This window comes from Sphingomonas psychrotolerans, assembly GCF_002796605.1.
GTDB classification, from domain to species: domain Bacteria; phylum Pseudomonadota; class Alphaproteobacteria; order Sphingomonadales; family Sphingomonadaceae; genus Sphingomonas; species Sphingomonas psychrotolerans.
Genome location: NZ_CP024923.1, coordinates 4,067,521 through 4,080,536, shown reverse-complemented (window position 1 = coordinate 4,080,536; position 13,016 = coordinate 4,067,521). Strand labels below are relative to the sequence as shown.

The following is a 13,016-nucleotide window of genomic DNA, read 5'->3' as shown; positions in this document are numbered from 1 at the left end:
CCGACAGGGTTGCGCGGACGCCCTAGTGGGGGCCAAAGCATAGCGCAATGATCCACGGTCTTCTCCTCGCGCTCGGCCAATTGTTCGACCGGCAGATTTTGCGTGTGCTGGTCAAGTCGCTGGCGCTGACCCTGCTGCTCTTCGTCGGGTTTGGATTCGGCCTCTGGGTCGCGATGGACCGGCTGGCGGGCTTCGCGAACGAATGGATGGGGCTCGGCAGCAATGCGGGCGTGCTCGCCGATGTCGCGACCCTGCTACTGCTCGCGCTCGGCTGGTGGCTGCTGTTCCGCGCGGTCGCAGTGGCAGTGGTGGGAATCTTCGCGGATGAAGTCGTCGCCGCGGTTGAGGCGAAACACTATCCGCACGCCCATGCCGCCGCGCGCGACGTGCCGTTGGGGCGATCGATCACGATGGGCGTGGGCTCCGCGGTGCGGACGATCGGCTATAATTTGCTGCTCTCACCGCTATACCTGATACTGCTCATCACCGGGGTCGGCACCGCGCTCGCTTTCTTCGCGGTCAATGCGTGGCTCCTCGGGCGAGATCTTGGCGACATGGTCGCGGCGCGGCATATGCCCTATGCGCAGTTGGCCGAGTGGCGGCAGGGCACCCGGCTCCGCCGCTTCGCGCTGGGGGCGATCGGCACGGGCTTGTTCCTCGTGCCTTTGGTCAATCTGCTGGCGCCGGTGCTCGGCGCGGCGCTGGCGACGCATGCATTCCACCGCGGGAGAGGTACATGAGGTTCTGGGTATTGGCGGGCGGGCTGCTGCTATCGGGATGCGGTGGCGAGATCGTCCCCGCCGCGCGGCCGGCAGCCTATGTCGCCGTGCCGAGCGCGGCGCCCGCCCCGACGAGCGCCGTCGCCGTCGCCGTGAAGGGGCAGACCGCGCCGCGTCTGATCGCGCAGTTCGGCCCGCCCGCGCTGGATGCCAGCGAAGGACCGGCGCGCAAGCTCCAGTTCGCCGGGCCGATCTGCGTGCTCGACGCCTATCTCTATCCCGCGAAAGGGCGCGGCGAGCCGGTGGTGACGTATCTCGACACGCGCCAGCGCGACGGCGGCCCGATCGACCAGGCGAGCTGCGTCGCAGCATTGGCGCTACGGCAGCCGGCGGGCCGCTAAATCAATCCTCTCCCCTGAGGGGGAGGGGCTTTGAAGCCGCGCCAGCGCCCATTCGGCTGCCTCGCGGATCGTCTCGTCGGGATCGCCCAGCAATGCGCGGACCGGCGGCACCAACGCCGCACTGCCACTGTTCCCTGCCGCGACCAGGCAATTGCGGACCATGCGGTCGCGGCCGATGCGCTTGATCGGCGAACCGGCGAAGACTTCACGGAAACCCGCATCGTCGAGCGCCAACAGGTCCGCCAGCGCCGGCGCGGTGAGCTCGGCGCGCGGCGCAAAGGCCAGGTTCGCCTGCGCCGCGGCGGCGAACTTGTTCCACGGGCAGACCGCGAGGCAATCGTCGCAGCCATAGATGCGGTTGCCCAAATTCTCGCGGAATTCGAGCGGGATCGGCCCCTTGTGCTCGATCGTCAGATACGAAATGCAGCGCCGCGCATCGAGGCGATAGGGCGCGGGAAAGGCATTGGTCGGGCATGCCGTCTGGCACGCGTCGCAGCTGCCGCAGGTGCTATGCTGGGCGCGGTCGGGCGCGAGATCGAGCGTGGTGTAGATCGCGCCGAGGAACAGCCAGCTGCCATGGCTGCGGCTGACGAGATTGGTGTGTTTGCCCTGCCAGCCGAGCCCCGCGGCTTCGGACAGCGGCTTCTCCATCACCGGCGCGGTATCGACGAAGACCTTGACGTCCGCGCCCGGCGCCGCGCCGACCAGCCAGCGCGCCAGCTCCTTCAATTTGCGCTTGATCAAGTCGTGATAGTCGGCGCCCTGCGCATAGACCGAGATCCGGCCGATCTCGCCTTCGCCCGCCAGCGCGAGCGGATCGACCGCAGGCGCGTAGCTCATGCCGAGCGCGATCACGCTGCGCACCTCGGACCAGAGCGCGGCGGGGCTCTCCCGGTGGTGCGCGCGCTCCTCCATCCAGATCATCGAGCCGTGTGCGCCTTCGGCCAGCCATTGGCGCAGGCGCACACCCGCGGCCGGCGCCGCGTCGGCACGCGCGACCCCGCAGGCGGCAAAGCCGATTTCGGCCGCCTTCTCCTGGATCCTTTGTTCGAGTGGCTTGTCTTGGCGCACGCGGACCCGCTACCACGAAGCGCAACGGAGGACATTAGTTTGAGCAGCGATCTGGCGGTGAGCGCCACCGGCCTCGTCAAGCGTTTCGGCGACCGGCGGGCAGTCGACGGCGTCAGCATCGCGGTTCCCAGGGGGCTGATCTACGGCGTGCTCGGCCCCAATGGCGCCGGCAAGACCACGACGTTGCGCATGCTGCTCGGGATCATCGAGCCGGACGAAGGCGAACGCATGCTGCTCGGGCACGATGCGCCGCGCGATGCGAGCGACCGCGTCGGTTATCTGCCCGAAGAGCGCGGGCTCTATCCCAATATGAAGTGCCGCGAGGCGATCGCCTTCATGGGCGCGCTGCGCGGGTTGCCGTGGCGCGTCGGGCGCAAACGCGCCGGCGAACTGCTCGAAGCCGCCGGGCTTGGCCACGCTGCCGACGACAAGATCCGCAAGCTCTCCAAAGGCATGGCGCAGCTTGTCCAATTGCTCGGATCGGTGGTGCACGAACCCGAATTGCTCGTTCTCGACGAGCCTTTCTCTGGCCTCGACCCCGTCAATCAGGAACGGCTGGAAAAGCTGATCCGGGCGCAGCGCGACCGCGGCGCGACGATCCTGTTCTCGACCCATGTGATGGCCCATGCCGAACGGCTGTGCGACTATCTGTCGATCATCGCCGGGGGCGTGGTGAAGTTCGAAGGAACGGTGGACGAGGCCCGCGCACTGCTGCCGCTCAAGGCGCATTACACCCCGCACCACCATGCCGAGACCGCCGGCGCGCTGCTGCCGCCCGACGCCGAGCGCAAGAACGGGAGCTGGCGCTTCACCGTGCCCCCGGAGGGGATCGAGGCATTGCTCGTCCGGCTGATCGATGCGGGCTACGGGATTTCGGGGCTGTCGATCGAGCGGCCGGGGCTGCACGATGCGTTCGTCAAGATCGTCGGCGCCGAAGCGCTGGAGCAAGCGGCATGAAATTCTCCCGCATGCTCCGCCAGGCGCTCACCGTCGCGCGCCGCGACTTCACGGCGACGGTGATGACGCCTACCTTCCTGCTCTTCCTGCTGAGCCCCTTGCTGATGATCGGCTTCGCGCTGGTCGGCAGTATGACTGCGTCGAGCGCGGCGGGGGGCAGTGCGGAACGCGAACGCGTCGTGATCGTCGCAGCGCCCGGCAGGGCCGGCGCGATCGCCGCCGCAGACAAACAGCTGCGCAAGCTCGTCGCCGGGCCGAGGTCGTGGACGACGCTGCAGATCGAAGGCGCAGGCGACCACGTTGCGGCACAAGCGCAGGCACTGCTCGACAGCAGCCAACATGACGTGACCGCGGTGCTCTACGGACCGCTCGAACGGCCAATCATCCTGCGGCGACCGGCACGCGACCCGGACGCCAATTATCTCGCCCAGTTGGCCGAGCATACGCTGCGCGCCGAACGGAGCGGCGGCGCGCAGTTGAGTCGCGCCGAGATCAAGGTCGTCGGCGCTGGACAGGCGACGAGCGGGGGGCGGAGCCAGACTGCGTTTTTCGCCGCGCTGGGCATCTTCTTCCTGACGCTGATGCTCTCTGGCCAGGCGGTCGGCGCGATGGCCGAGGAACGGTCGAACAAGGTGATCGAAGTGCTCGCCGCCGCCATTCCGCTCGAGAGCGTGTTCTTTGGCAAGCTACTCGGCGCGTTCGGATCGGCCCTGCTGTTCGTGTGCTTCTGGGGCACGCTCTTCGCCAATTTGCCGCGCTTCCTGCCGCCCGCCGTCGCCGACGGGTTGAGCAACCTCAACGTCGCGATCGGACCGATCTTTCCTCTGCTGTTCGTCGTCTATTTCACCATGGCATACATGCTGCAGAGCGCGGTGTTCCTCGGCGCCGGCGCGCTTGCGGGCACCCAGCGCGAGATCCAGATGCTGTCGCTGCCGATCACCATTTTCCAGTTCGCGATGTTCGGCTTTGCCTCTTATGCCGCCGGCCACCCCGATGACTGGCTGGCGCGCGCGGCGGAGATCTTCCCGTTCAGCTCGCCACTGGCAATGGCGGCGCACGCGGCGAATTCGCCCGCTTTGTGGCCGCACGCGCTGGCGCTCGCCTGGCAAATGCTGTGGGTCGCGATCACCGTCACCGTGGCGGCACGGCTGTTCCGCCGCGGGGTACTCCAATCGGGCAGCCCGAAGCGGAGCAAACGCGGGGAACGCCGCGCTATTGACACAACTGTCAGTTAAGGTTCTCCTCTTCCCAAAGCAGGAGAGGCAGAATGGCGACGCTGGCAACCGAGTCGATTTCGGGGGACGCAGTCGATCCGCTCGATATGAGCCGTCCCGAGCTCTATCGCGACGACGTCTGGCAGGCGCCGTTCCGCGAGCTGCGCGAGAAGGCACCGGTATATTATACCGAGCATAGCAGCTTCGGGCCCTATTGGTCGGTCTCGTCGTACAAGCCGATCGTCCAGGTCGAATCGCTGCCCGATCTCTATTCCTCCGAAGCCGGCGGGATCACTATCGCCGACCTGAAGGAAGGCGACATCAAGATGCCGATGTTCATTGCGATGGACCGGCCCAAACATACCGGCCAGCGGCGGACCGTCGCCCCGGCGTTCACGCCTTCGGAAATGGTGCGGATGAACGAGAATATCCGGACCCGCAGTGCCGAGATTCTCGATTCGCTCCCGGTCGGGCAGGAATTCGACTGGGTCGATACCGTGTCGATCGAGCTGACCACCCAGATGCTGGCGATCCTGTTCGACTTCCCATGGGAGGAGCGACGGCTGCTGACCTATTGGTCCGATTGGGCAGGCGACATCGAAATCGCCAAGGATCCGGTGCGCAAGGAGGAGCGACGGACCATCCTGTTCGAATGCGCCGCCTATTTCGGCAATCTGTGGCAGGGCAAGATCGGCAAGGAGCCCACTCCCGATCTGATATCGATGATGATCCATTCGGATGCGATGGCGCACATGGATCAGATGGAGTTCCTCGGGAATCTGATCCTGCTGATCGTCGGCGGCAACGACACGACGCGCAATTCGATGAGCGCCTACGCCTGGGGGCTCGAGCAATTCCCCGACGAGCGCGCGAAGCTCGAGGCCAATCCGGGGCTGATCCCCAACGCGGTGCAGGAGATCATCCGCTGGCAGACCCCGCTCGCCCACATGCGCCGCACCGCGACGCAGGACAGCGAACTGGAAGGGCAACAGATCCGGGCGGGCGACAAACTGGCGCTCTGGTATCTCTCGGCCAATCGCGACGAGAGCGTCTTCCCCAATGCCGACAAGATCATCGTCGACCGCGAGAATGCCCGGCGGCATCTCGCATTCGGCCACGGCATCCATCGCTGCGTCGGCGCGCGGCTCGCCGAGCTGCAGATCGGGATATTGCTCGAGGAGATGGCCAAGCGCCGGCTGCGGGTGAACGTGCTGCGCGAGCCGGAGCGGGTCGCCGCATGCTTTGTGCACGGATATAAGAAGATGCCGGTGGAATTGAGCAGGTATTGACTAACGCCTTCTCCCCTTGTGGGAGAAGGAAGGGGCCCGCGCCGAAGGCGTGGGAAGGATGAGGGGGCCGCCTGGTGAGGCACACACACCCTCACCCTTCCGCCGACTTCGTCGGCTCCCTCCCTCTCCCACAAGGGGAGAGGGAAGCGGTTGGAACTGGGCCACAGGCTTCCCACATCTCTGCCATGCAAACCGATCGCCGCACGCTTCTCACTGTCGCCGCACTCGGCGCCGCCACCGCCGCTTGCGGCGGCGTGCCCGCGGAAGCGGCACAGCGCTTTGCCTTCACCCTCACCGATGCCGAGTGGAAGAAGCGGCTGAGTCCCGCCGCCTATCGCACGCTGCGCCAGGGCGCGACCGAGTTTGCGGGAACCAGCCCGCTCAACAAGGAGCATCGCGCCGGGGTGTTCGCTTGCGCGGGATGCGGGCTGCCGCTGTTCTCCTCGTCGACCAAATTCGACAGCGGAACGGGGTGGCCGAGCTTCTACAGGGCATTGCCCAATGCGGTGATTACCAAGAGCGATCGCTCGCTGGGAATGGCGCGCGTCGAAGCGCTGTGCCGGCGCTGCGGCGGTCATCTCGGCCACGTCTTCGATGATGGACCGCGGCCGACCGGCAAGCGCTACTGCATGAATGGCGTGGCGCTGGCGTTCACACCGAAAGCCTGAGTTCAGTGCTCCTGCTTCTGCAGGAGCGCCAAACTCAGTTGATGCCGGCTTCGGGCTGCAGATCGCTGAGGTCGAGGGTCAGCGAAGCGACCAGCACCTTGTCGGCCTTGTTAGCCATTTGCGGTGCTTGGAATGCGTCATCGTCGGCGCCGTCGGAATAGATGAAGCCGTTGATCGGATAGCTCGAGGTGCCGAGCCCGCCGAGCGGGGCGAACCACACGCGGACTTCGCTCCAGTCGCCCGCCGCCGACACGTCGACTGCGCGGACGTCGCGCTCGATGCCGCCGCGGCGCGACCAATTGGCGTGGCTGAGCAGCACTTCACGGTCGCTGACGATCTGCGAGACCATGGCGACATGGCCGAACCGGTTCTTCGCGGTCTTCTTGAACGACATCACCGCGCCGACCCTGGGGGTGTTGCCGCGCTCATAGCGACCGGCGGCCTGACCCCACCAGGTCCAGGCATTGCCGTGGATCTTCACGCCGGAGATCTGACGCGCATAGGGGACGCACTGCAGGAAGGCGCTCTTCGCCTGGGCGGGCACGGCAGTCATCAGGGCGCACGACACCACCAGCGCAAAACGCGCTGCGAAAACACGGAAATTCATTGGACCCCCCGGTCAGGAAGCGGTTGAGAGTTGCTAACCTGATCATAGGACGACGGTACACCCCCTCGGCGCGCCGATCCGACGAAGCGTTGCGGCGAACCGACGGGCCGAAGGAACGACCCCGAGAACGGCGGAAATCAGCGGGTTTTACGTAGGTACGGAGGTTTAGAATCTCTTAATTTCGCCAGCGTTTGAAGGTCCGGATCCGCCCGTGACGGGAGTCCGTCGGGTTGCGGAACGCGGGATGCGCCGCGCAGTTTTGTTGCGCCAAGGCATCAGTCTAGGTGTTTTCCACGATGCCGAAACTCGGCTCATCGCAAGCGATGTTGCGCCGCAACACCTTTTCGATTCCTATAATGAATGGGAGCCAACGGCTGATTAAGCGGCGCGTTAACCATTCTGCCGCATGATCACCGCTGGGGATGAGTGGGGTGGGAGTATTAGGTGATGGCATCGAGAATGAAGCCGGCCGAGGGCGCCATGACGCTGGCCGAAATGAAGGAATTTGCAGGGTTCACTGCAGCGACGCAGCGCTATGTGCGCCGTGCGCTCGACATCGGGCTCGAACGCGAGGACGCGATGGAGCGCTGGTCGCGCGATGTGGTCGAAGCCGCGAGCATCCGCGCCCAGGCGCGCATGTACGAGCGCATCCCCGAGCTGCGCGCGCTGATGCCCGACGATAGCGACCTCGCCGCGGTTGAGCCGTTCATGGCACCGCTGGTCACCGTTTCGGCGTTCGATCTCGGCCAAGGGCGTCTGACCAGCTTCTCGGCCTATCGCTTCCTCTATGAGCGGCTGGTCGGCGCCGAGGTGCGTCCGTGGCTGCCCGCCGCCTTCTGCGCGGCAGCGGCGCTGCCGCACCTCCATCCGGATCTGCGGCGCAAGCTGCTCCAGTCGATCAGCGAAGCCGCGGCGACCGCCTCGGGCTGGTCGAACCGTCAGCCGGCCTTCTTCCCGCAATGGGTGGAAAAGGTCGACGCCGCGGCGCTGCCTAACTAACTTCGAACGGGTCTGTCCTCACCGGCAGGCCCGCCACCCCATTTCTCCGCGTGTCGCCTGATCGAGGTGCAAGTGATCGCGGTGCGCCGCATTGTAATCGGGCGAAAGCACCGTCGAGAACAATTTGCACCCGCCGGTGCGCACCTCGCGCAGAAACGCGGCCTTTTCTCCACCCTTGTCCCAATCGCCGAGCACGCTGATGTGGGTACCGTCGGAAAGCCGGAAGCCCGCCACGTCGATCGCGTCGGCGGTGGCATGCTCGCTCCAGTCGCCCGCGCTGCGGCCGTAGAGACGGCGGCAGGAATAGCTGCCGAGATGCTCGACTCGCTCGACCCGCGCGCCGAAATGTTTCTGCGCGGCGGGCTGAAGGACGTTCCATTCCCACATCGCGAGGCCGGCGGCGACCGGGCAAGAGACGCCCAGCCGCGCGGGACTGAAGCCGATTCGCTGCGCGCCGCCGGGGGCGAAGCGCAAGCCGTCGACATAGCCGCATCGCTCGCCCGATTTGACCGTCGGCAGGATCGTGTAGCGCACCCCCGCCGACTGGAGCAGCGCCCGGCATTCGGCGAAATTGTCGGTCAGTCCGGCGAGCTTGCGGCCGGTGAAGGCGCCGATCGGCTGGCCGAGGTCGAGCCGGGTCCAGGGCAGATCCTGCGGGCGATTGCGGACGGTCGCGTAGATCGCGAAAAAGACGAGGAGCAGCACAGCGAAGATCACGACGGCGAGGATCGCCTGACGGAGCGTTTTCATGCGCGGATTGCCCGCGCCAGCGGCTCCTCGGTGACCGGATAGCCGAGATCGTCGGGGATGCAGAGATGCGCGCCGTCGTCGCGCGTCTCGATCCACGGCGTGATCGTGCGCACCGGAAGCGCGCGCGTAGCGGCGACAGCATCGGCGAAGCTGGCGAAAAGCGCGAGCCGCTCGAGATTGCGGCGGGTGGGGAAGATGATCGTCGCCTCGCCGCGATCGGCGGCGTCGAGCACCGCGCGCGCCGACGCCCAGAGCACCCGGACATTCTCGTTGCCGTCGACCACCGGCTCGGCGCCCTGCGGCGCGCGGGCGAGGTAGAAGCGCGTGTCGAACACCTTGTGGTGGACGCCGGCGGGCAGCCAGCGCGCGAACGGCACCAGCGCGTCGAGATCGAGCGCGCCGCCGACTTCGTCGAGCAACGTCCCCATCGCTTCACCGGCGTAAAGCCGGCGCTGGAGATCGGGAATGGCGGCGGCCGGCATGCGCACGCCCACTGCGACGCCGGCTTCCTCGATCGTCTCGCGCACTGCCGCGATCCGGCCGGCGACATCGTCCCGATCGCCGGCCATCGTCGCTGCCAGCACATGATCGCCGGGGTCGACGCGGCCGCCGGGGAATACCAGCGCGCCGCCCGCGAACGACATCGCGCGCGCCCGCTCGACGATCAGCAGCTCGGGCGGCCCGCCCTCGGCTTCGCGCATCACGATCACGGTAGCCGCGGGAATCGCCTCGGGTTCGGACATGCCTCCGATCTAGGGGGCGATTCCCCGCTTCACCAGCCCGGGCTCTTCAGGCGGACGCGCGCGAGCATGTCGCTTGAGGTCAGGAACAGCGTCTTGCCGTCCTCGCCGAACGCGCAATTGGCGATCGCCTTGCCGGTGGCGATCAGGCCCAGCGCCTTGCCTTCGGGCGACAGCAGGTAAATGCCGCCGGGGCCGCTGGCAAACAGCCGGCCCGCTTTGTCGACCTTGAGCCCGTCGGGCAGGCCGGGCAATTTGCGCGCGAGCGGCGCGCTGAAATCGTGAAAGACGGTTGGGGCCGTACGCGGCAGCCCGTCGGCGCCGAGCGGATACGCCAGAATCTGCGGGCGCGCCTCGTCGGACATCGCGACGTAGAGCGTGGTCTTCTTGGGGCAAAGGGCGATGCCGTTGGGCCGCTTGAGCGTCTCGTCGATCACCCGGATCCTGCCGTCGGCGGTGCGCAGGAACACGCCGTTGAACGCCAGCTCCTTCAGCGGCGAGGTGTCGCCTTCGGTGAGACCGTAAGGCGGATCGGTGAAATAGAGCGCGCCGCTCTTGCCCGCCACCACGTCGTTGCAGCTGTTGAAGCGCTTGCCTTCGTAGCGCTCGGCGAGGATCGTCCGGCGCTTGCTGGCGAGATCGACCGCGACGACTGCGCGTGTCCCCGAATCGGCGATGATCAGCCGCCCCTGCGCATCGACCGTCATGCCGTTCGATCCGGCCTCGCGGATGCCGGCGGGGATCGGCCCGGCCAGGCCCGACGGGGTGAGGAACGGCGCGATCGCTCCCCCTTGTTTCCATCGATAGGCGATGTTGGCGGGAACGTCGGAGAAGAGCAGATAGCCGCCCTTCTTCACCCACACCGGCCCCTCGGCCCATCGATAGCCGGTGCCGAGCACTTCGATCGGGGTGTTCACGTCGATTACGGCATCGAGCGCGGAATCGAAGCGCGTGATGCCGCCGACGTTCGCCGCGCGGGCGAGCATGGGGACGAAGGGAAGCGCCGCGATTCCGGTGAGCGCGGCGCGGCGCGTGATGGCCATGGTCATATCCCTCTCTTTACACGAACGGCCAGATCAGCAGCGCGATTCCGAAGCTGGTCAGACCGGCGATCGTCGCGCCGATCGTCCAGCTGCGAAAGGTCTGCGCCTCGGTCAGCCCGAGATATTGCTTCACCAGCCAGAAGCCGGTGTCGTTGACATGGCTGGCGATCGTCGCGCCGCCGCCGATCGCGATCGTCACCAATGCGATCCGGCTGGGGCTGAGCGCCGCGGCGGTGATCAGCGGCCCGGCAAGCCCCGCGGCGGTCACCATCGCGACCGTGGCGGATCCCTGCGCGATGCGGACGAACGCCGCGAGCAGGAAGGCGAAGACCGGCACCGAGACTTGCGCGGCAGTGACCAGCGCGGTGATCTGCTGCCCCGCCCCCGATTCGATCAGCACTTCCTTGTATGCCGCGCCCGCGCCGATGATCAGCACCATCAGACCGGCAGGCTCGAGCGCGCGGGTCATGATGCTCGACAGCGTCGCCCAGGGCGCGCGCTCGCGCACTCTCAGCCAGCCGGTCACCGACAATGCGGCGAGCATCAGTGCTGTGAAGGGGTGACCGAGGAACAGCAGGAAAGTCTTGGCCGGCCCCGGCGCCATCGCCTGCCCCGCCACCGCCGCGATCAGGATCAGGGCCAGCGGGAACAGCATCGCCAGCAAAGCCGGCAGGAAGCCGATCGCGTTGGTCTGCGGCGCGCCTTCGTCGAGCATCGGCGGCGGCGCCTGATCGCCGAAACCGGGCGCGCCATGGAACATCTTGGCGAAGACCGGCCCCGCAAGCAGCGCCGAGGGTATCCCGCAGATCAGCCCGTAGAAAGCGAGCAGCCCGTAATCGGTATGGATCAGCTCGGCGACGGCCACTGGCCCCGGGTGCGGCGGCAGCAAGGCGTGCATCGTCATCAGCCCGGCGAGCAAGGGCAGCGCGAAATAGGTCACCCGGCGTTCGGCGCGGATAGCCAGGGTGGCGAGCAACGGCGCGAGGATGATGAACGCCACGTCGAAGAACAGCGGCACGCCGACCACGATGCCCACTGCGGTCAGCGCCCAGGGCACGCGCTTCTCGCCGAACATGTCGAGCAGGCGGTGGGCGATGGCGTTGACGCCGCCGCTCGCCTCGAGCAGCCCGCCGAGCACCGCACCGAGCCCGATCACCACTGCCACGAAGCCGAGCGCCTCGCCGGTGCCCTTGCGGATCGCCGCGATCACTGCCTGCGGTTCGCCGCCAAATGCGAGCCCGGTGACTAGCGCGACAAGCAGCAGCACGAGGAACGGCTGCAGCTTGAAACGCAGGACGAGGAAAATCACCGCGGCGATGCTCGCGGCGACGATCGCCAAAGTGTACCAGGGCTCGGGCATCAGGCCTTCGCCACCCGGATCGTCTTGCCCTCGCGCGCGGCGCGATAGATCGCCTCGATCAGCCGCATGTCCTTGAGCCCCTCTTCGCCCGCGACGATCGGCTCGCGGCCGCTGATCGCGCATTCGGCGAGATGATCGAGCTGGGCGACGAACTGGTTCTTGGCCGGCGCCGGCAAGGTCACCTGCTCGGTCTTCCCCTTCTTGCGCGTCCACATCTGGTGGCCGTCATAAGGCGTGGAAGGCTCCATCCCTACCCAGCCTTCGGTTCCGGTCGCCCGCCATGCATTGTGGTTCGAGCTGTAGCTCGAAACGCAAGCGGCCAGCGCGCCCGAGGGGAAGCGCATCTGCCAGTCTATCCGATCCTCGACATTGCGGAAGCGGGGATCGCTGCGGTCGGTCGATTCCATCGCGCTGACTTCGATCGGCTCCTCGCCCGCGAGATAGCGCGCGGCGTTGAGGCTGTAGATGCCGATGTCCATCATCGAACCGCCGCCCGACAGCGGCCGATCGAGCCGCCACTGATTGGGCTGGGCGTTGAAGCCGTGCTCGGAAGTGATCAGCCGCGGGCGGCCGATAAAGCCGCTCTTCACCAGCGAAATGCCGTGGCGGTTATAGGGCTCGAAATGGCTGCGATAACCGATCATCAGTTTCTTGCCGGCCTTTTTGGCCGCGGCGATCATCGCCTCGCATTCGGCCGAGGACACCGCCATCGGCTTTTCGCACAGCACGTGCTTGCCCGCCTGGCTGGCGCGGATTGAATATTCGGCGTGCAGGGAATTGGGCAGCACGACATAGACCAGGTCGATATCGGGATTGTCGCGGATGCTGTCGTAATTGGCATAGCTGTAGCGATGCGTTTTCGGAATGCCATATTCGGTGCCGAAGCGCTCAAGCTTCTCGGGCGTGCCGCTGACCAGAGCAGTGAGCTTTGCGAATTCGCAATCCTTCAGCCGCGGCATGATCTGGCGGGTGGCATAGCTGCCCAGCCCGACGATCGCATAGCCGAGCTTGCGCTTCGGCGGCTCCTGCGCGCGGCCGCACGCCGGCAGCGTCGCCGCCAGCAACGCGGCGCCCGAACTGGCCAAGATTTCGCGACGGCTTTGCCCGTTCCTCATCATCCTCTCCTCTCTCCGAGGGTAGCGCTATCATGAGGATGGCGGCAGGCGAAAGACACTCATGGTCGTATGCGCGATAGCCG

The 13,016-nt window shown here is 66.7% G+C and carries 14 protein-coding genes; 7 read left to right on the top strand and 7 right to left on the bottom strand.

The features are described 5' to 3' along the window. Nucleotides 1-47: 47 nt before the first annotated feature. Nucleotides 48-740 carry an EI24 domain-containing protein gene (locus CVN68_RS18650; protein ID WP_100283526.1) on the top strand — a complete coding sequence of 231 codons (693 nt, stop codon included), beginning with the start codon at nt 48-50 and terminating at the stop codon, nt 738-740. Next, complete coding sequence (locus CVN68_RS18645; RefSeq protein ID WP_100283525.1) at nt 737-1,120, top strand: hypothetical protein; 384 nt, start codon at nt 737-739, stop codon at nt 1,118-1,120. The genes CVN68_RS18650 and CVN68_RS18645 overlap by 4 nt, the downstream gene beginning before the upstream one ends. On the opposite strand, the gene queG is transcribed toward CVN68_RS18645, so the two are convergent. Beyond that, complete coding sequence (gene queG, locus CVN68_RS18640; RefSeq protein WP_100283524.1) at nt 1,097-2,191, bottom strand: tRNA epoxyqueuosine(34) reductase QueG; 1,095 nt, start codon at nt 2,189-2,191, stop codon at nt 1,097-1,099. The two genes, CVN68_RS18645 and queG, sit on opposite strands and share 24 nt — an antisense overlap. A gap of 39 nt (nt 2,192-2,230) precedes the next feature. Between queG and CVN68_RS18635 the strand changes: the two genes are divergently transcribed. The 4 genes from CVN68_RS18635 to msrB all read left to right on the top strand — a co-directional run bounded on the left by CVN68_RS18635 (nt 2,231) and on the right by msrB (nt 6,319). Next, nucleotides 2,231-3,148, top strand: coding sequence for an ABC transporter ATP-binding protein (locus CVN68_RS18635; protein ID WP_407695516.1), 918 nt, complete (start codon nt 2,231-2,233; stop codon nt 3,146-3,148). Further along, a complete protein-coding gene (locus CVN68_RS18630) occupies nt 3,145-4,383 on the top strand; it encodes an ABC transporter permease (RefSeq protein ID WP_100283523.1) in 1,239 nt (412 codons plus the stop codon). The genes CVN68_RS18635 and CVN68_RS18630 overlap by 4 nt, the downstream gene beginning before the upstream one ends. Nucleotides 4,384-4,415: 32 nt before the next feature. Beyond that, nucleotides 4,416-5,651: a cytochrome P450 gene (locus CVN68_RS18625; protein ID WP_100283522.1), complete on the top strand. Its 1,236-nt coding sequence runs from the start codon at nt 4,416-4,418 to the stop codon at nt 5,649-5,651. 185 nt (nt 5,652-5,836) lie between these two features. Further along, complete coding sequence (gene msrB, locus CVN68_RS18620; protein WP_100283521.1) at nt 5,837-6,319, top strand: peptide-methionine (R)-S-oxide reductase MsrB; 483 nt, start codon at nt 5,837-5,839, stop codon at nt 6,317-6,319. Between the two features lie 34 nt (nt 6,320-6,353). Here the strand turns inward: msrB and CVN68_RS18615 are convergent, their stop codons facing one another. Further along, nucleotides 6,354-6,926 (bottom strand): CHAP domain-containing protein, encoded by a 573-nt coding sequence (locus tag CVN68_RS18615; RefSeq protein ID WP_100283520.1) that lies wholly within the window; start codon nt 6,924-6,926, stop codon nt 6,354-6,356. A 447-nt stretch (nt 6,927-7,373) separates the two neighbouring features. Here CVN68_RS18615 and CVN68_RS18610 point away from each other — a divergent pair, with 447 nt between their 5' ends. Next, nucleotides 7,374-7,925: a hypothetical protein gene (locus CVN68_RS18610; protein WP_100283519.1), complete on the top strand. Its 552-nt coding sequence runs from the start codon at nt 7,374-7,376 to the stop codon at nt 7,923-7,925. Nucleotides 7,926-7,943: 18 nt separating this feature from the next. Here CVN68_RS18610 and CVN68_RS18605 read toward each other — a convergent pair whose 3' ends face one another. Genes CVN68_RS18605 through CVN68_RS18585 form a run of 5 tightly spaced genes read right to left on the bottom strand, consistent with a single transcriptional unit; the run spans nt 7,944 to nt 12,933 of the window. Then, complete coding sequence (locus CVN68_RS18605) at nt 7,944-8,675, bottom strand: extensin-like domain-containing protein (protein ID WP_100283518.1); 732 nt, start codon at nt 8,673-8,675, stop codon at nt 7,944-7,946. Further along, the gene (locus CVN68_RS18600) at nt 8,672-9,418 is read right to left on the bottom strand and encodes an NUDIX hydrolase (protein WP_100283517.1); all 747 of its coding nucleotides are present in this window, start codon (nt 9,416-9,418) and stop codon (nt 8,672-8,674) included. Before CVN68_RS18600 ends, CVN68_RS18605 begins: the two co-directional genes overlap by 4 nt. 29 nt (nt 9,419-9,447) lie before the next feature. Continuing rightward, entirely contained in the window at nt 9,448-10,464 is a 1,017-nt protein-coding gene (locus tag CVN68_RS18595) for an SMP-30/gluconolactonase/LRE family protein (protein WP_100283516.1), read from the bottom strand. 10 nt (nt 10,465-10,474) lie between these two features. Then, complete coding sequence (locus tag CVN68_RS18590) at nt 10,475-11,818, bottom strand: GntT/GntP/DsdX family permease (RefSeq protein WP_100283515.1); 1,344 nt, start codon at nt 11,816-11,818, stop codon at nt 10,475-10,477. Beyond that, nucleotides 11,818-12,933 carry a Gfo/Idh/MocA family protein gene (locus CVN68_RS18585; RefSeq protein WP_100284527.1) on the bottom strand — a complete coding sequence of 372 codons (1,116 nt, stop codon included), beginning with the start codon at nt 12,931-12,933 and terminating at the stop codon, nt 11,818-11,820. Before CVN68_RS18585 ends, CVN68_RS18590 begins: the two co-directional genes overlap by 1 nt. Nucleotides 12,934-13,016 lie beyond the last annotated feature (83 nt).

Bases quoted from the DNA above. Each gene is read 5' to 3' on its own strand.
- CVN68_RS18650 (WP_100283526.1), top strand. From the start codon at position 48: ATGATCCACGGTCTTCTCCTCGCGCTCGGCCAATTGTTCGACCGGCAG.
- CVN68_RS18645 (WP_100283525.1), top strand. From the start codon at position 737: ATGAGGTTCTGGGTATTGGCGGGCGGGCTGCTGCTATCGGGATGCGGT.
- CVN68_RS18630 (WP_100283523.1), top strand. From the start codon at position 3,145: ATGAAATTCTCCCGCATGCTCCGCCAGGCGCTCACCGTCGCGCGCCGC.
- CVN68_RS18625 (WP_100283522.1), top strand. From the start codon at position 4,416: ATGGCGACGCTGGCAACCGAGTCGATTTCGGGGGACGCAGTCGATCCG.
- msrB (WP_100283521.1), top strand. From the start codon at position 5,837: ATGCAAACCGATCGCCGCACGCTTCTCACTGTCGCCGCACTCGGCGCC.
- CVN68_RS18615 (WP_100283520.1), bottom strand. From the start codon at position 6,926: ATGAATTTCCGTGTTTTCGCAGCGCGTTTTGCGCTGGTGGTGTCGTGC.
- CVN68_RS18610 (WP_100283519.1), top strand. From the start codon at position 7,374: ATGGCATCGAGAATGAAGCCGGCCGAGGGCGCCATGACGCTGGCCGAA.
- CVN68_RS18605 (WP_100283518.1), bottom strand. From the start codon at position 8,675: ATGAAAACGCTCCGTCAGGCGATCCTCGCCGTCGTGATCTTCGCTGTG.
- CVN68_RS18600 (WP_100283517.1), bottom strand. From the start codon at position 9,418: ATGTCCGAACCCGAGGCGATTCCCGCGGCTACCGTGATCGTGATGCGC.
- CVN68_RS18595 (WP_100283516.1), bottom strand. From the start codon at position 10,464: ATGACCATGGCCATCACGCGCCGCGCCGCGCTCACCGGAATCGCGGCG.
- CVN68_RS18590 (WP_100283515.1), bottom strand. From the start codon at position 11,818: ATGCCCGAGCCCTGGTACACTTTGGCGATCGTCGCCGCGAGCATCGCC.
- CVN68_RS18585 (WP_100284527.1), bottom strand. From the start codon at position 12,933: ATGAGGAACGGGCAAAGCCGTCGCGAAATCTTGGCCAGTTCGGGCGCC.